Here is a 16,001-nt window from a genome sequence, read left to right as displayed (position 1 = left end):
GATCGACCCCCAGCAGGCTGTTGCGCAGTTGCACCACGGCGACGTTGAGCGCGGTGCTGATCGCCGCCAGTTCGTCGCGGCCTTCAACCGGCACCTGCAGGCTCAGATTGCCGTCGCGCAAGGCTTCGGCCAGCAGCGTGATGCCGCTGGCGCTGCGACGGATCGAGGCCTGCAAGCAGATAAACAGGTACAGCGCGGCCAGCAACAGGCAACCAAAAATCGCCGCCACCACAATGAACTGGCGGATCGCCGAGCCGTGGTAGTAATCCAGACGCTGATCCAGCGAGACCAACGACTGCTGGCGCAGCGAAGCGAGGTCGGTGAGCAGGCTGTCCAGGCTGCGTTCGAACTCCTCGGGCTTGAGTTTGATGCTGCCGCCAAATACGCCGTCATCAAGGACTTTCAGCTCGGCATCGAGGTGTTTGAGGCTGTCATGGTATTGACCGGCCCAAGTCTGCAAGGCACTGGGCAGACGTGCTTCCAGAAGCGTGGCGGTTTTCGCCAGCTGCTCACGGGCGTCGCCGATGCGGCTGCGCAGATCGCGCAATTGCAGACGGCTTTGCAGGGTGAACTGACCGGACACCACCGACGCCTGGCCGACGCTGGCCAGACGGCCTACGCGCTCAATCAGGTCCGGCGCGTGTTGCGTGGAAATCTGCGTCAGCAGGTAGGTTTCCAGCCATGGTGCCAGCGTCAGACGATTGTCCATGGCGATCTGTTCACGCAAGGCCTGCAGAGCGCTCAAGGCATTGGTGAAACGATCGTAACCATCCGGCCACCAGCCGACGCTGCTCAGGCTTTTCGAGTCGAGCCCATCGAGGGCTGTCTGCAGGGCTTGATAGCGGGCCAGGGTTTCGCCCACGGCGCCTTCGGTTTGCAACGCGTTGCCAAGGTCCGTGGTGGCTTGGGCGACCGCTGGCTGAACCGCATCGAACGCAGCCATCGCAGCAAGAGTGGCCGGTGTCGGCTGGCGATTGGTCTCGGTGGCACGCCAGCGCGCGGCGCGGTCACGCTGGGCGGCGAGCAGGTTATCCAGCGCATCCAGCGCGAGCAGTTGCCGGACCCCGGCACGCTCGCCGGAAATCAGGTTGAGTTTGGCGCGATAGTCCTGGCCGATCATCAGCAAGCTGCCTGCGAGTGGCAGGATAAACAGCAGAAACAACAGCTGAAACTTGCGGGCGAAGCCAAAACGCCCCAGCAACCCGATCCCCGGAGATAAAAAAGCCTGCATGCCCCATAACTCCCCTGGACACCACGCACCAATCGCGTGCGTCGAGGTCGTAGCGACCGCGACATGTGCCCGTTTTAAAGGCCTCGAAAGTTCACCCTCGCCAGCTCTGTAGGCCGACTCTGTAGCGAAACTTCCCATTCTCGGTGCCCTTTGTAAGGGCGCCGCGTTGAAGGGAATAAACAAGGCAAGATTCAGACCATGGCGTTGCGCTATTACCGTCTGAATTTAGTTCGTTAGCTGGCTAAGGGGATGGCGCTGCTGCACTGAAAAATGGCACATTGACCCACCTGCCCGTGTGCACCCATCTGTTGTACGGAATTTCCCATGGCTATCAGCAATGCCCAGACCGGCGCGACGCCGGCATCCGCGACTTCACAAAGCAGCCCTCTGGTCATGCGCATCATCGGCGCCGTGGCGCTGGCGCATTTGATCAACGACCTGATTCAGTCGGTGCTGCCTTCGATCTATCCGATGCTCAAGGCCAACTATGGCCTGACCTTTACCCAGGTCGGCCTGATCACCCTGACCTTCCAGCTGACCGCTTCGCTATTGCAGCCGTGGGTCGGTTACCACACCGATCGCCACCCCAAACCCTGGCTGCTGCCGGCCGGGACGGTGTGCACATTGATCGGTATTTTGATGATGTCGGTGGTCGGCACCTTTCCATTGATTCTGCTGGCGGCGGGGTTGATCGGCATCGGCTCGTCGACCTTTCACCCGGAAGCATCTCGCGTGGCGCGGCTGGCGTCGGGCGGGCGATTTGGCCTGGCGCAATCGACTTTCCAGGTGGGCGGTAACGCGGGCTCCGCTTTCGGCCCGTTGCTGGCGGCGGCGATCATCATTCCGTTCGGTCAGGGCCATGTGGCGTGGTTTGGTTTGTTCGCAGTGTTTGCGCTGTTTGTGCTTTACCGGATCAGCCGCTGGTACGCCAATCACCTGAGCCTGTTCAAACTCAAGCAAGGCCAGGCGGCGACGCATGGCTTGTCGAAGGGCCGGGTTATCAGCGCGCTGGTGGTGCTCGGGTTGCTGGTGTTCTCCAAGTACTTCTACATGGCCAGCTTCACCAGCTACTTCACCTTCTACCTGATCGAGAAGTTCGACCTGTCGGTGGCCAGTTCGCAGCTGCATTTATTCCTGTTTCTGGGGGCGGTGGCGGCGGGGACGTTCTTCGGTGGACCGATCGGCGACAAGATCGGGCGTAAGGCGGTGATCTGGTTTTCGATCCTTGGGGTCGCGCCGTTCACCTTGATCCTGCCGCATGTTGACTTGTTCTGGACCAGCATTCTGAGCGTGGTGATCGGCTTCATCCTGGCTTCGGCATTCTCGGCCATTGTGGTTTATGCACAGGAATTGGTGCCGGGCAATGTCGGGATGATCGCCGGGGTGTTCTTCGGGCTGATGTTCGGTTTCGGCGGGATTGGCGCGGCGTTGCTGGGGCACCTGGCGGACGTGCACGGTATCGAATACGTGTACTTCCTGTGCTCGTTCCTGCCGCTGTTGGGTGTGTTGGCAATCTTGCTGCCAAGAACCAATAAGGCATGATCTGACAGCATCCTCCTGAGGGAGCGAGCTGCTCGCTCAGAAGATTGATGGTGTGGCAGGTATTTATTTCAGGTGCAAAAAGGCCGCGTATCAAACGCGGCTTTTTCTTGGGCGGGTGTCCCGTCCTGAATGACTCAGACGTTGAAGCGGAAGTGCATCACGTCGCCGTCTTTCACGATGTAGTCCTTGCCTTCCAGACGCCATTTACCGGCTTCTTTGGCGCCGGCTTCGCCCTTGTACTGGATGAAGTCGTCGTAGGCGATGACTTCGGCGCGGATGAAGCCTTTTTCGAAGTCGGTGTGGATCACGCCGGCGGCTTGCGGTGCGGTGGCACCGACGCGGACGGTCCAGGCGCGGACTTCTTCGACACCGGCGGTGAAGTAGGTCTGCAGGTGCAGCATTTCGTAGCCGGCGCGGATCACGCGGTTAAGGCCAGGTTCTTCCAGGCCCAGGGCTTCGAGGAACATGTCTTTTTCTTCGCCGTCTTCCAGCTCGGCGATTTCGGCTTCGATCTTGTTGCAGACCGGAACCACCATGGCGCCTTCTTCTTCGGCGATGGCTTTGACGATGTCCAGCAGCGGGTTGTTCTCGAAACCGTCTTCGGCGACGTTGGCGATGTACATGACCGGCTTGGTGGTCAGCAGGTGGAAGCCACGGATCACCGCCTTGTCGTCGGCTGCCATGTTCTTCATCAAGGTGCGCGCAGGTTTGCCGAGGGTGAAGTGAGCGATCAACTGCTCCAGCAGGCCCTTCTGGACAACGGCGTCCTTGTCCCCGCCCTTGGCGTTACGGGCGACTTTCTGCAGTTGCTTTTCGCAGCTGTCGAGGTCGGCAAAGATCAGTTCCAGGTCGATGATCTCGATGTCGCGTTTCGGGTCGACGCTGTTGGAGACGTGAATCACGTTCTCGTCTTCGAAGCAGCGGACCACGTGGGCGATGGCATCGGTTTCACGGATGTTGGCGAGGAATTTGTTGCCCAGGCCTTCACCTTTCGAGGCGCCGGCAACGAGGCCCGCGATGTCGACGAATTCCATGGTGGTCGGCAGGATGCGCTTTGGATTGACGATGGCCGCCAGGGCTTCCAGTCGTGGATCCGGCATCGGCACGATACCGGTGTTCGGCTCGATGGTGCAGAAGGGGAAGTTCTCGGCCGCGATCCCGGATTTGGTCAGGGCGTTGAACAGGGTGGACTTGCCGACGTTAGGCAGGCCGACGATGCCGCAATTGAATCCCATGGTGTTTCCCCTCGGATAAGAGTCAGGCCTTCTGGCTGTGCAGGTTTTTCATCGCGCGGTTCCATTCCCCGGCGAGGATATCCGGCAGCACGCCGAGGGCAAAGTCGATGCTGGCATCGAGTTTTTCCTGTTCGGCGCGTGGCGCACGACCCAGGACGAAATTTGAAACCATACTGGCTACGCCCGGGTGGCCAATGCCAAGCCGCAAGCGGTAGAAGGTATTCTGATTGCCCAATTGCGCGATGATGTCGCGCAACCCGTTGTGACCGCCATGGCCGCCGCCCTGTTTGAGTTTGGCAACGCCCGGTGGCAGGTCGAGTTCGTCATGCGCCACGAGGATTTCTTCCGGCTTGATGCGAAAGAAGCCGGCAAGCGCCGCTACGGCCTGGCCGCTGCGGTTCATGTACGTGGTGGGGATCAGCAGACGAACATCCTGACCCTGATGCGAATAGCGCCCGGTCAGGCCGAAATATTTGCGATCCGCCACAAGGTTCACGCCTTGTGCGTTCGCGATGCGCTCAACAAAAAGGGCCCCTGCGTTATGCCGGGTCTGTTCGTATTCAGCGCCTGGATTTCCCAGGCCAACGATCAGTTTGATGGCAGTCACGATAGGGGCCCTTCCTTGGAGTGGTGGATAACATCGCCGCAACCTGGGTGTGCGGCGAAAGTGGACGACAAGTGCTCATTTACCATTATGTAAACTCCGCGTTCTCGCCCGCTTTCTCGCTACGTTCCAGTCCGCGATGTTACCGGGTCACTCCGGCATCACAGAGTAAATTACTCTGCTGCGCCTTCTTCGGTAGCTTCTGGAGCAACACGTGGAGCGTGGACGTTGGCAACAGCCTTGTCATCGCCGTGTGCCAGAGCAACAAACTCAACGCCTTTAGGGGCTTTGAGGTCGGACAGGTGAATGATCGAGCCGATTTCGGCGTTAGCCAGGTCGACTTCGATGAATTCAGGCAGGTCCTTAGGCAGGCAGCTCACTTCGATCTCGGCAACAACGTGCGAAACTTCGCCGCCTTTCTTGATCGGAGCTTCTTCACCAACAAAGTGTACAGGCACGATAGCGGTCAGTTTCTGGCCAGCTACAACGCGTACGAAGTCAGCGTGCATCACGTGGCCTTTGGCCGGGTGACGCTGCAGAGCCTTGATGATTACGTTTTGCTTGGTGCCGCCAACGTTCAGCTCGATGATGTGGCTGTAAGCCGCTTCGTTTTCGAGCAGTTTGGCAACTTCTTTAGCCAGCATGCTGATGGATTCAGGGGCTTTTTCGCCACCGTAAACTACAGCTGGTACCAGGCTTGCGAGACGACGCAGGCGGCGGCTCGCACCTTTCCCCAGGTCGGAACGCACTTCAGCATTCAGAGTAAATTCGTTCATGTTGTATCTCCAAAATAACCACATTCGCCCCAGCGTTTGCGACCAGCGCTAAAGGCGATATGGGCAAAAAAGCCCCGCCCCGACAGGAATGCCGGGGCGGGGCGCTTTTCGTCAACGAGATGTTCGAGAAGGGCAGGGCCCTTAACGGAACATCGCGCTGATCGATTCTTCGTTGCTGATGCGGCGGACCGCTTCGGCAACTACCGGCGCGATATCCAGTTGACGGATACGCGAGCAGGCTTGAGCAGCAGCGGACAACGGGATGGTGTTGGTCACCACCAGTTCGTCCAGCATGGAATTTTCAATGTTTTCGATCGCCCGACCGGACAGCACAGGGTGTGTGCAGTAGGCGAAAACCTTGGCAGCGCCATGCTCTTTCAAAGCCTTTGCCGCGTGGCACAGAGTGCCGGCGGTATCGACCATGTCATCGACCAGAATACAGGTACGCCCTTCGACATCACCGATGATATGCATCACTTCAGAGTGATTGGCTTTCTCACGGCGTTTGTCGATGATCCCGAGATCCACGCCCAGGGATTTGGCAACAGCACGTGCACGCACGACGCCGCCAATGTCCGGGGACACAATCATCAGGTTTTCGAAGCGCTGATCTTCAATGTCATCCACCAATACTGGGGAGCCGTAGATGTTATCTACCGGAATATCGAAGAAACCCTGGATCTGGTCAGCATGCAGATCAACCGTGAGAACACGGTCGATGCCGACTACGGTAAGCATGTCAGCGACGACTTTCGCGCTGATAGCCACACGTGCGGAACGCGGACGGCGATCCTGACGGGCATAACCAAAGTAAGGAATAACAGCAGTGATACGAGTAGCCGAGGAGCGGCGGAAGGCATCAGCCATCACTACCAGTTCCATCAGGTTATCGTTGGTCGGAGCGCAAGTCGGCTGAATAATGAAGACGTCTTTACCGCGGACGTTTTCATTGATCTCGGCTGTAATTTCGCCGTCGGAAAACTTGCCGACAGAGATGTCACCGAGAGGGATATGCAGCTGACGTACGACACGTCGAGCCAGATCGGGGTTAGCGTTCCCCGTAAAGACCATCATCTTGGACACGCGCAGTACCTAGAGGCTGAGGGTAACCTGGATGAGTATAGGAAAATGGCAGGGGCGGCTGGATTCGAACCAACGCATGGCAGGATCAAAACCTGCTGCCTTACCGCTTGGCGACGCCCCTGTATCTGTTGCAACGAGTACCCAGTACTCGATTCCTTTAGAGCAGACTTTGCAGCTTGCGATGCAACATCGAAACGTTGCTTCCTTTTGCTACAAACCCTGTAAGGGTCTCTGTAAGAAGGGCCGAGACTTTATCAGCTTCAGCTTTGCTTGGGAAGCCCCCAAACACACAACTTCCAGTTCCGGTTAGTTTTGCTTCGGTAAAATTACCTAACAAATTCAATGCGTTACGTACATCTGGATAACGCCTTGCTACCACCGGTAAGCAGTCATTTCGACTGTTTCCCTTGGGAACGGGGCGCACTTTAATGGGAGAAGAGTTACGTGTCAACAACGGATCTGAAAAAATTTCTGCTGTACTTACAGATACTTGCGGCACAAGCACGAGATACCACGGTTCTTCGGGGTCTACAGGGGTAAGTTTCTCTCCCACGCCCTCGGCGAAAGCCGCGTGGCCACGCACGAAAACCGGGACGTCGGCGCCCAGCGTCAGGCCCAGTGCGGCCAGCCGATCCTCATCCCAACCCAGCTGCCAGAGATGATTCAGGCCGAGCAAAGTCGTCGCGGCATTTGAACTGCCGCCACCGATGCCACCGCCCATGGGCAGAATTTTTTCGATCCAGATGTCGATACCGAGCGAACAACCGGATTGCTCCTGAAGTTTTTTTGCGGCACGAACAATCAGATTGCTGTCGTGAGGCACACCGTCGAATTCAGTGTGCAGTCGGATCACACCGTCGTCGCGCACAGCAAAGGTGATTTCATCGCCGTAGTCGAGAAACTGAAAAATCGTCTGCAACTCGTGGTAACCGTCTTCGCGGCGGCCGAGGATGTGCAGCATCAAATTGAGTTTGGCCGGGGAGGGCAGCGTCAAGCGTGGGGCCGTCATGTTCATTGCCCCAGTTTGCGAGGTTGCCATTCCTTGATCACCAGCGTGACGTCAAGGTCGGTGCCATGCAGTTTGATCCGCTCGGGCAGCCAGAAGCCGTTTTGCTCGGCATAACTCAGGTATTCGACCTGCCAGCCATCCTGATCCAGATTGGCCAGGCGGCTGTCGGCATCCAGTGTCAGGCGACTTTTGCTGTCCGGCGCCGGGAGTCCGCGGACCCACCAGGCCAGGTGCGACACCGGCAGCTTCCAGCCGAGCTGTTCTTCAAGCAGCACTTCCGGCGTCGGCGCTTCGTAGCGCCCCTGATTGGCGACTTCCAGCGAAACCTTTCCGGGGTGCCCGGTCAGGCGTGCGGCGCCGCGACCCAGGGGGCCCGAAAGGCGAATGTCGTAATAGGACTGGCGTTGCAACCAGAACAGCGTGCCGCTCCCCGAGTCCTTTGGCGCGCGGATGCCGATCTTGCCGTTGATCTGCCAGCCGTCGAGGCTGGTCAGTTGCTCTTTGTGAACGCGCCATAGACTGGCGTCGCCCTGGCCCTGAACCGATTCGCGGGCACCGAAGCCCGCGCAACCGGCGAGCAGGGCGATAAAACTGAAAACGATGAAGTGGCGCAAAAACATAATCTTAAAGAGTCTCTGATCCGGTCAGGCGCTTGATGGTGCCGCGCAGGATTGGGCTGTCGGGTTGTGCCTTGAGGAATTTGCCCCAGATCTGCTTGGCTTCCCGTTGCTTGCCGTTGGCCCACAGGACTTCACCCAGGTGAGCCGCGACTTCCTGATCGGGGAAGCGATCCAGTGCCTGGCGCAGATACCGCTCGGCTTCATCAAGATTGCCCAGACGGAAATTCACCCAGCCGAGGCTGTCGAGTACCGCCGGGTCTTCCGGGGTGATCTGGTGTGCCTGTTCGATCAGGGCCTTGGCTTCCGCGTAACGCGTCGTGCGGTCGGACAGGGTGTAGCCGAGGGCGTTCAGTGCCATGGCGTTGTCCGGGTCACGCTTGATGATAAGGCGCAGGTCTTTTTCCATCTGCGCCAGGTCATTGCGTTTTTCCGCCTGCATGGCGCGGGTGTACAACAGATTCAGATCGTCCGGGTATTGCTGCAAGGCTTTTTGCAAAACACTCCAGGCCTTTTCCGGCTGTTTGTTGGCGGACAGCGTTTCGGCTTCGATCAGGTACAGCTGAATCGCGTAGTCGGGCTGCTCATCGCGCTCGCTCGCCAGACGGCTTTGTGCTTCGGCGGTCTTGCCGTTGTTCATCAGGATATCGGCCTGACGCAATTGCGCCGGCAGGTAATCGTTGCCCGGGCCGACCTGGGCGTATTCGATCAGTGCACCCTGGGGATCGTTGCGCTCTTCAGCGATGCGACCGAGGTTCAGATGGGCCGAGTCGACATGGCTTTCCCGGGCGATCAGGTCTTCGAGGTAGCCCTTGGCCTCGTCCCAGGCCTTGGCTTCCAGGCACACCAGCGCCAGGGAGTATCGCAGTTCATCGTCTTCCGGGTACTGCTGAACCAGGCTCGAGAACTCGGCTTTGGCGTCGTCCATGCGGTCCTGTTCGACCAGCATGCGTGCGTAAGTCAGGCGCAGGCGTTTGTCGTCCGGGTATTTCTTGATGCTTTTTTGCAGAAGAGGCAACGCTTCATCGCCGCGATCAAGGGTTTGCAGCAAGCGTGCGCGCAGCAGAATGGGGGCGATTTCACCGTCGTCCGGCGGGTTGTCTTCCAGCAAGGCCAGCGAGCCTTTGCTGTCGCCGTCCTGTTGCATCAACAAGGCCTTGCCGAAAATCAGCTGGCTGTTATGGGGATGACGCTGCAGCAAGCGGTCAAAGCTTTTCATCAGGCCGTTGCGGGTTTCCTGATCGGTATCGGCCGCGGACAGGGCAAGGAAGTCGAAATGCGTGTCGCCCTTGCCTTGCAGGACTTTCTCCATATAGACCATGGAGTCGTCATAACGCCCGGCGCGCGCCAGTTGCACGGCGGCGGCCCGTTGCGCCTCGAGGTCGTCCGGGGCGTTTTTCGCCCAGATCAGCGCGGTATCCAGGGCGGCCTGGTCGGCGCCCAGGTACTCGGCGATGCGAAACGCCCGCTCGGAGATGCCCGGATCCTGGGTATTGATGGCCTGGGTCACGTAGTTGTCCAGCGCAATGTCGAAACGATTGCGTTGGCCAGCCAGTTCGGCGCTCAACAGACTGAAGACGGTTTCTTCACTGAATGAGCTGTAAACCTTGGGCTTTTCAGGGGCCGGAGTGCTGTCTTCGACCGGCGGCGTACCGTCCGACGAAACGGGTGCCATGGCCTGGCAGCCGCTGAGGAAGACAAAAGCGAGGAGCAACGCGGAAGATCTATTCATATAGGAAGAGGACGACTAACCTGCGGTCGGATCATCATGACACAAGCCTTCGGCCAAACATAACCGGCCGGGCATTTTCCCTTCTGCGTCGTGTCCTGTGGGTGCTGGCTTGCCAGCGATGGTCGTTAACGATGACGAGTTTTTACAGGGAACTGGCTGTGTGTCTCAGTCCATCGCCGGCAAGCCAGCGCCCCCAGGGGCCGGTGTACGCTTCGTGTAAACGAGAACCGCTCGCAAAGCCGGGCATCGCCTACCGGGGCAATAGAGATCGAGTAGTTGTTCTCGTTGTGTCGAAGTAGGACAATTGCCGGCTTCACGTCACCATCAGCGACCTTGAATGGCCTTCCTTGCACTCGGTATTAACCACAAGACTGCTTCAGTAGACGTCCGCGAGCGCGTGGCCTTTACCCCTGAGCAGCTGGTTGAGGCCTTGCAGCAGCTCTGCCGACTCACCGACAGCCGCGAAGCTGCGATCCTCTCCACCTGCAATCGCAGTGAACTCTATATAGAACAGGATCACCTTTCGGCTGACATCGTGCTGCGCTGGCTGGCCGATTATCACCATTTGAGCCTCGACGAGCTGCGCGCTAGCGCTTATGTGCACGAAGATGATGCGGCAGTTCGTCACATGATGCGGGTTGCTTCCGGGCTCGATTCGCTGGTGTTGGGCGAACCGCAGATTCTCGGCCAGATGAAATCCTGCTACGCCGTGGCCCGCGAGGCTGGCACCATCGGTCCGCTGCTCGGGCGTCTGTTTCAGGCGACGTTCAATGCCGCCAAGCAAGTGCGCACCGATACCGCCATCGGCGAAAACCCGGTGTCCGTGGCGTTTGCCGCGGTCAGCCTGGCGAAACAGATTTTCAGCGACTTGCAACGCAGCCAGGCCTTGCTGATCGGCGCCGGCGAGACCATCACCCTGGTCGCCCGGCATTTGCATGAGCTTGGCGTAAAACGCATCGTTGTCGCCAACCGCACCCTGGAACGCGCGAGCATTCTGGCCGAGCAGTTTGGCGCGCATGCCGTGTTGCTTTCGGACATTCCGGCTGAACTGGTGCGCAGCGACATCGTCATCAGCTCCACCGCCAGCCAGTTGCCGATCCTCGGCAAGGGCGCGGTGGAAAGTGCCTTGAAGCTGCGCAAGCACAAGCCGATCTTCATGGTGGACATCGCCGTACCGCGCGATATCGAGCCTGAAGTCGGCGAGCTGGACGACGTTTATCTGTATAGCGTCGACGATCTCCACGAAGTGGTCGCCGAAAACCTCAAGAGCCGTCAGGGCGCTGCGCAAGCGGCGGAAGAGATGGTGTCGGTCGGCGCTGAAGATTTCATGGTCCGCCTGCGCGAACTGGCGGCGGTGGATGTGCTCAAGGCCTATCGCCAACAAAGCGAGCGCCTGCGTGACGAAGAATTGCAGAAGGCCCAGCGGATGCTGGCCAATGGCAGCAGCGCCGAAGACGTGCTGGTGCAATTGGCGCGAGGCTTGACCAACAAACTCCTGCACGCACCGAGCGTGCAGTTGAAAAAGCTCTCTGCCGAAGGTCGCCTCGACGCACTGGCCATGGCCCAGGAACTCTTTGCCCTCGGTGAGGGCTCATCGGATAGCTTTTCGGATAAAAAACCGCAATGAAAGCGTCACTGCTCAATAAGCTGGACATCCTCCAGGACCGTTTCGAGGAATTGACCGCCTTGCTTGGCGATGGCGAGGTCATTTCCGATCAGACCAAATTCCGCGCCTATTCCAAGGAGTACGCGGAGGTCGAGCCGATCGTCGACACCTATAAACAGTTGCTCAAGGTGCAAAGCGACCTCGAAGGCGCCCAGGCCCTGCTCAAGGACAGCGACCCGGACATGCGCGAAATGGCCGTGGAAGAAGTTCGCGAAGCCAAGGAGCAACTGATCGAGATCGAAGCCAGCCTGCAACGGCTTTTGCTGCCCAAGGACCCGAACGACGGGCGCAACGTGTTCCTCGAAATCCGTGCCGGCACCGGCGGCGACGAGGCGGCGATTTTCTCCGGCGACCTGTTCCGCATGTATTCGCGTTACGCCGAGCGGCGTGGCTGGCGGGTGGAAATCCTCTCGGAGAACATCGGCGAACACGGCGGTTATAAAGAAGTCATCGCCCGGGTTGAAGGCGATAACGTCTACGGCAAGCTGAAATTCGAATCCGGCGTGCACCGCGTGCAACGGGTTCCGGCCACTGAATCCCAGGGGCGCATCCACACCTCGGCCTGCACCGTGGCGGTATTGCCCGAGCCGGACGAACAGGAAGCGATCGAGATCAACCCGGCGGATTTGCGGGTCGACACGTATCGTTCCTCTGGCGCCGGTGGACAGCACGTCAACAAGACCGACTCGGCGATCCGCATCACGCACTTGCCGTCCGGTATCGTCGTCGAGTGCCAGGAAGAACGTTCCCAGCACAAAAACCGCGCCCGGGCGATGTCCTGGCTGTCGGCCAAGCTCAACGACCAGCAGACCAGCGCCGCCGCCAATGCCATCGCCAGCGAGCGTAAATTGCTGGTGGGTTCGGGGGATCGCTCGGAGCGGATCCGTACCTATAACTTTGCTCAGGGCCGGGTCACCGATCACCGGGTCAACCTGACGCTGTATTCCCTCGATGAAATTCTCGCGGGCGGTGTCGATGCGGTGATCGAGCCGTTGCTGGCCGAATATCAGGCTGACCAACTGGCGGCCATCGAATGACGATCATTGCCAGCCTGTTGCGCGCCGCTGATTTGCCCGACTCGCCGACGGCGCGTCTGGATGCCGAATTGCTGCTGGCGGCGGCGCTGGGCAAGTCCCGCAGTTTTCTGCACACCTGGCCGGAGCGCATCGTTCCGAGCGACGCTGCGCTGAAATTCGCCGAATACCTGCAACGCCGCCGTGGCGGAGAGCCGGTGGCGTACATTCTCGGCCAGCAAGGTTTCTGGAAACTCGATCTGGAAGTCGCCCCGCACACGCTGATCCCGCGCCCCGACACCGAATTGCTGGTGGAGGCCGCGCTTGAATTGTTGTCCGCGGCACCCGCCAAGGTCCTCGATCTCGGCACCGGCAGTGGCGCCATCGCCCTGGCCCTGGCCAGTGAACGTCCGGCGTGGAGCGTCACCGCCGTGGATCGCGTGCTCGAAGCCGTGGCCCTGGCCGAGCGCAATCGTCAGCGCCTGCACCTCAACAATGCCACCGTGCTGAACAGCCATTGGTTCGGCGCGCTGGAAGGTCAGCGTTTTCAGCTGATCATCAGTAATCCACCTTACATTGCTTCAACCGATCCGCATCTGGTGGAAGGCGATGTGCGTTTCGAACCGGCCAGTGCGCTGGTAGCGGGTATCGACGGGCTCGACGACTTGCGTCTGATCGTCGCCCAGGCACCGGATCACCTGGACGCGGGTGGCTGGTTGATGCTCGAACACGGTTATGATCAAGCCGAAGCCGTACGCGATCTGCTGCAGACCCGCGGTTTTGAAGAAGTCCACAGCCGCACCGATCTGGGCGGCCACCAACGGATCAGCCTGGGGCGCCTGCCGTGCTGAATGATCAGGAATTGTTGCGCTACAGTCGGCAGATTCTGTTGCAGCACGTCGATATCGACGGTCAGTTGCGACTGAAAGAAAGCCGCGTGTTGATCGTCGGTCTTGGCGGTCTCGGTTCACCGGTCGCGCTTTACCTCGCCGCGGCTGGCGTCGGTGAACTGCATCTGGCGGACTTCGACACCGTCGACCTGACCAACCTGCAACGCCAGATCGTTCACGACACCGACAGCGTCGGTCAGACCAAGGTCGATTCGGCCATTCGCCGACTGAGCGCAATCAACCCCGAGATCACGTTAGTCGCTCATCGCACTGCGCTGGACGAAGATTCTTTGGCCGCCGCCGTTGCGGCCGTGGATCTGGTGCTGGACTGCTCCGACAATTTTTCCACCCGCGAAGCGGTCAACGCCGCATGCGTGGCCGCGGGCAAGCCGTTGGTCAGCGGCGCGGCGATTCGCCTCGAAGGGCAATTGTCGGTGTTCGACCCGCGTCGACCTGAAAGTCCGTGCTACCACTGTCTATACGGGCACGGCAGTGAAGCTGAACTGACGTGCAGTGAAGCCGGCGTCGTCGGTCCGCTGGTGGGGCTGGTCGGCAGCCTCCAGGCGCTGGAAGCGATGAAACTGCTGGTGGGTTTCGGCGAGCCGCTGGTGGGACGGTTGTTGTTGATTGATGCCTTGGGTTCGCGTTTTCGCGAGCTGCGGGTCAAGCGTGATCCGGGTTGCAGCGTCTGTGGGTCGACACATGCGTGAAGCGCCGATTGGCGTGTTCGACTCCGGTGTCGGTGGGCTGTCGGTGCTGGCCGAGATCCAGCGATTGCTGCCCAACGAAACCCTGCTGTACGTCGCCGATTGCGGAAATATTCCCTACGGCGAGAAAACCCCGGAATTCATCCAGCAGCGTTGCCGCGTGATGGCCGATTTCTTTCAGCAGCAGGGCGCCAAGGCCTTGGTGCTGGCCTGCAACACGGCAACGGTCGCCGGCGTTGCGGATTTGCGGCGCGATTATCCAGACTGGCCCATCGTCGGCATGGAGCCCGCGGTCAAGCCGGCTGCAGCGGCTACCCGCAGCGGAGTGGTCGGTGTGCTCGCCACCACCGGCACCTTGCAGAGTGCCAAATTCGCCGCGTTACTCGACCGCTTCGCCACCGATGTACGGGTGATCACTCAGCCGTGTCCGGGGCTGGTGGAGTTGATTGAAAACGGCGATTTGCACAGTCCTGCCCTGCGTGAATTGCTGGCCAGCTATGTAGGGCCGCTGCTCGCCGCCGGCTGCGACACGATAATTCTCGGCTGCACGCATTATCCCTTTCTAAAACCGTTGCTAAAGCAGATGATCCCTGAAGATATCAGCTTGATTGATACCGGCGCCGCTGTAGCGCGGCAACTTCAGCGCTTGTTGGCTGAGCGTGAATTGCTCGCCGAGGGACCTGCACGTGCTGCGCAGTTCTGGACGAGTGCCGATCCGGAGCATTTCAGGAATATCTTGCCGATCCTGTGGAATACCGCTGGCGTTGTGCAAAGCTTCAAGAGATGAAAAAAAATCCTGGGGGAACGAATAATTGGGGTGAACTTCTGATTAAGCGCGGACTTCTATAGCGGTGAGCAACAAAAAAAACCTATGAAATCGTTCGGAAAAGGATGTTTCTAGTGAAGCGACTATTCTGCTTGGCCGCGATTGCGGCCGCACTAATGGGGCAAAGTGTTAGCGCACAGGCGGCAGGCGTGGAGTTCGGGGTCGGCCAGACCAGCGATTCGACCATGACCTATCGACTGGGCATGCAATTCGATTGGGACACGAGTTGGTTGCAGAGTGATGTCGGTCGATTGACCGGGTACTGGAGCGGCGCCTACACCTATTGGGAGGGCGACAAGACTTCCAGCAACAACAGCCTTTCGTTTTCGCCGGTTCTTGTTTATGAGTTTGCCGGTCAGAACGTCAAGCCTTATGTAGAGCTCGGGGTTGGCGTGGCGTTGTTCTCGAATACCGAACTTGAAGACAACAAACTGGGCAGTGCCTTTCAGTTCGAAGACCGTTTCGGCTTCGGCCTGCGTTTTGCGGGCGGACATGAAGTCGGGATTCGTGCGACGCACTATTCCAATGCAGGGTTCAGCAGCCCGAACGATGGCGTAGAAAGTTACGCACTGCACTACACGATGCCGTTGTAAGGTTTAAAAATTGTGGCGAGGGAGCTTGCTCCCGTTGGGGCGCAGAGCGGCCCCATTTCTTGTCAATAAGAAAGGGGACTGCTGCGCTGTCCAGCGGGAGCAAGCTCCCTCGCCACAGGTTCTGTGTCTCGCTTTGGCGACTGTGACGGCATTAATGCAGATCACCGATACGCCGTAGTAATCCCCTGGCGCTCATCGATGCACTCCGGTGCACCCATTTCGAATTCCCGGCAGATCAGCGGGCGTTTTTCGTAGATCGTGCACATCATGCTGTTGCGATCCAGCGCGGCACACCAGCCGTCGTCCAGACGCAGCATGACTTCCCCGCCCCAATCATCGGTATCGATAAAACGCTCGGGCACACCCGTGTCGGTGATCAGCATCACTTCGAGCTGGCAGCAGCAGGCTGCGCAGGTCGAGCAGGTGACCGCCGTTTCGGCGATTTGTGTGTGGGGAATGGTCTTCATGGCGCGCAGT

15 protein-coding genes, 1 tRNA gene and 1 pseudogene are annotated in these 16,001 nt (G+C 59.2%); 7 read left to right on the top strand and 10 right to left on the bottom strand.

Annotated features, from left to right (window positions below):
- Positions 1-34: 34 nt before the first annotated feature.
- Positions 35-709 (bottom strand): annotated as a pseudogene (locus B723_RS34275) (HAMP domain-containing protein); the annotation flags it as partial.
- A gap of 846 nt (positions 710-1,555) precedes the next feature.
- On the opposite strand from B723_RS34275, the gene B723_RS31620 reads away from it, so the two are divergent.
- Positions 1,556-2,773, top strand: a complete 1,218-nt coding sequence (locus tag B723_RS31620; protein WP_017340761.1) for an MFS transporter — start codon at positions 1,556-1,558, stop codon at positions 2,771-2,773.
- Between the two features lie 134 nt (positions 2,774-2,907).
- On the opposite strand, the gene ychF is transcribed toward B723_RS31620, so the two are convergent.
- The 8 genes from ychF to B723_RS31580 form a co-directional block, all read right to left on the bottom strand.
- Entirely contained in the window at positions 2,908-4,008 is a 1,101-nt protein-coding gene (gene ychF / locus B723_RS31615) for a redox-regulated ATPase YchF (protein WP_017340760.1), read from the bottom strand.
- A gap of 22 nt (positions 4,009-4,030) precedes the next feature.
- Complete coding sequence (pth, locus tag B723_RS31610; protein WP_008037207.1) at positions 4,031-4,615, bottom strand: aminoacyl-tRNA hydrolase; 585 nt, start codon at positions 4,613-4,615, stop codon at positions 4,031-4,033.
- A 170-nt stretch (positions 4,616-4,785) separates the two neighbouring features.
- The gene (locus B723_RS31605) at positions 4,786-5,388 is read right to left on the bottom strand and encodes a 50S ribosomal protein L25/general stress protein Ctc (protein ID WP_017340759.1); all 603 of its coding nucleotides are present in this window, start codon (positions 5,386-5,388) and stop codon (positions 4,786-4,788) included.
- A gap of 141 nt (positions 5,389-5,529) precedes the next feature.
- Positions 5,530-6,471, bottom strand: a complete 942-nt coding sequence (locus B723_RS31600; protein WP_003208392.1) for a ribose-phosphate pyrophosphokinase — start codon at positions 6,469-6,471, stop codon at positions 5,530-5,532.
- 46 nt (positions 6,472-6,517) lie between these two features.
- Positions 6,518-6,592: transfer RNA gene (locus B723_RS31595), tRNA-Gln, on the bottom strand.
- Positions 6,593-6,628: 36 nt separating this feature from the next.
- Positions 6,629-7,480 carry a 4-(cytidine 5'-diphospho)-2-C-methyl-D-erythritol kinase gene (gene ispE, locus B723_RS31590; RefSeq protein ID WP_031319119.1) on the bottom strand — a complete coding sequence of 284 codons (852 nt, stop codon included), beginning with the start codon at positions 7,478-7,480 and terminating at the stop codon, positions 6,629-6,631.
- Positions 7,481-7,482: 2 nt separating this feature from the next.
- Complete coding sequence (lolB, locus tag B723_RS31585; protein ID WP_017340757.1) at positions 7,483-8,100, bottom strand: lipoprotein insertase outer membrane protein LolB; 618 nt, start codon at positions 8,098-8,100, stop codon at positions 7,483-7,485.
- Between the two features lie 4 nt (positions 8,101-8,104).
- Complete coding sequence (locus B723_RS31580; protein WP_017340756.1) at positions 8,105-9,829, bottom strand: tetratricopeptide repeat protein; 1,725 nt, start codon at positions 9,827-9,829, stop codon at positions 8,105-8,107.
- Positions 9,830-10,166: 337 nt separating this feature from the next.
- On the opposite strand from B723_RS31580, the gene hemA reads away from it, so the two are divergent.
- From hemA to B723_RS31550, 6 genes are all read left to right on the top strand, one after another.
- Positions 10,167-11,456, top strand: coding sequence for a glutamyl-tRNA reductase (gene hemA, locus B723_RS31575; RefSeq protein WP_017340755.1), 1,290 nt, complete (start codon positions 10,167-10,169; stop codon positions 11,454-11,456).
- Positions 11,453-12,532, top strand: coding sequence for a peptide chain release factor 1 (prfA, locus tag B723_RS31570; protein ID WP_017340754.1), 1,080 nt, complete (start codon positions 11,453-11,455; stop codon positions 12,530-12,532). Before hemA ends, prfA begins: the two co-directional genes overlap by 4 nt.
- The gene (prmC, locus tag B723_RS31565; RefSeq protein ID WP_017340753.1) at positions 12,529-13,359 is read left to right on the top strand and encodes a peptide chain release factor N(5)-glutamine methyltransferase; all 831 of its coding nucleotides are present in this window, start codon (positions 12,529-12,531) and stop codon (positions 13,357-13,359) included. Before prfA ends, prmC begins: the two co-directional genes overlap by 4 nt.
- A complete protein-coding gene (locus B723_RS31560) occupies positions 13,353-14,108 on the top strand; it encodes a molybdopterin-synthase adenylyltransferase MoeB (protein WP_017340752.1) in 756 nt (251 codons plus the stop codon). Before prmC ends, B723_RS31560 begins: the two co-directional genes overlap by 7 nt.
- Positions 14,101-14,892 carry a glutamate racemase gene (gene murI, locus B723_RS31555; protein WP_017340751.1) on the top strand — a complete coding sequence of 264 codons (792 nt, stop codon included), beginning with the start codon at positions 14,101-14,103 and terminating at the stop codon, positions 14,890-14,892. Before B723_RS31560 ends, murI begins: the two co-directional genes overlap by 8 nt.
- Before the next feature lie 113 nt (positions 14,893-15,005).
- Entirely contained in the window at positions 15,006-15,524 is a 519-nt protein-coding gene (locus B723_RS31550; RefSeq protein WP_017340750.1) for an acyloxyacyl hydrolase, read from the top strand.
- 161 nt (positions 15,525-15,685) lie between these two features.
- On the opposite strand, the gene B723_RS31545 is transcribed toward B723_RS31550, so the two are convergent.
- Complete coding sequence (locus B723_RS31545) at positions 15,686-15,991, bottom strand: YkgJ family cysteine cluster protein (protein ID WP_017340749.1); 306 nt, start codon at positions 15,989-15,991, stop codon at positions 15,686-15,688.
- Positions 15,992-16,001: the final 10 nt, after the last annotated feature.

The organism is Pseudomonas fluorescens NCIMB 11764, from assembly GCF_000293885.2.
Classification (GTDB): domain Bacteria; phylum Pseudomonadota; class Gammaproteobacteria; order Pseudomonadales; family Pseudomonadaceae; genus Aquipseudomonas; species Aquipseudomonas fluorescens_B.
The sequence above is the reverse complement of the archived record's forward strand: the minus strand, read 5'-3'. Positions and strand labels throughout refer to the sequence as shown.

Bases quoted from the DNA above. Each gene is read 5' to 3' on its own strand.
- B723_RS31620 (WP_017340761.1), top strand. From the start codon at position 1,556: ATGGCTATCAGCAATGCCCAGACCGGCGCGACGCCGGCATCCGCGACT.
- B723_RS31545 (WP_017340749.1), bottom strand. From the start codon at position 15,991: ATGAAGACCATTCCCCACACACAAATCGCCGAAACGGCGGTCACCTGC.
- prfA (WP_017340754.1), top strand. From the start codon at position 11,453: ATGAAAGCGTCACTGCTCAATAAGCTGGACATCCTCCAGGACCGTTTC.
- prmC (WP_017340753.1), top strand. From the start codon at position 12,529: ATGACGATCATTGCCAGCCTGTTGCGCGCCGCTGATTTGCCCGACTCG.
- lolB (WP_017340757.1), bottom strand. From the start codon at position 8,100: ATGTTTTTGCGCCACTTCATCGTTTTCAGTTTTATCGCCCTGCTCGCC.
- ispE (WP_031319119.1), bottom strand. From the start codon at position 7,480: ATGACGGCCCCACGCTTGACGCTGCCCTCCCCGGCCAAACTCAATTTG.
- hemA (WP_017340755.1), top strand. From the start codon at position 10,167: ATGGCCTTCCTTGCACTCGGTATTAACCACAAGACTGCTTCAGTAGAC.
- ychF (WP_017340760.1), bottom strand. From the start codon at position 4,008: ATGGGATTCAATTGCGGCATCGTCGGCCTGCCTAACGTCGGCAAGTCC.
- B723_RS31580 (WP_017340756.1), bottom strand. From the start codon at position 9,829: ATGAATAGATCTTCCGCGTTGCTCCTCGCTTTTGTCTTCCTCAGCGGC.
- murI (WP_017340751.1), top strand. From the start codon at position 14,101: ATGCGTGAAGCGCCGATTGGCGTGTTCGACTCCGGTGTCGGTGGGCTG.
- B723_RS31605 (WP_017340759.1), bottom strand. From the start codon at position 5,388: ATGAACGAATTTACTCTGAATGCTGAAGTGCGTTCCGACCTGGGGAAA.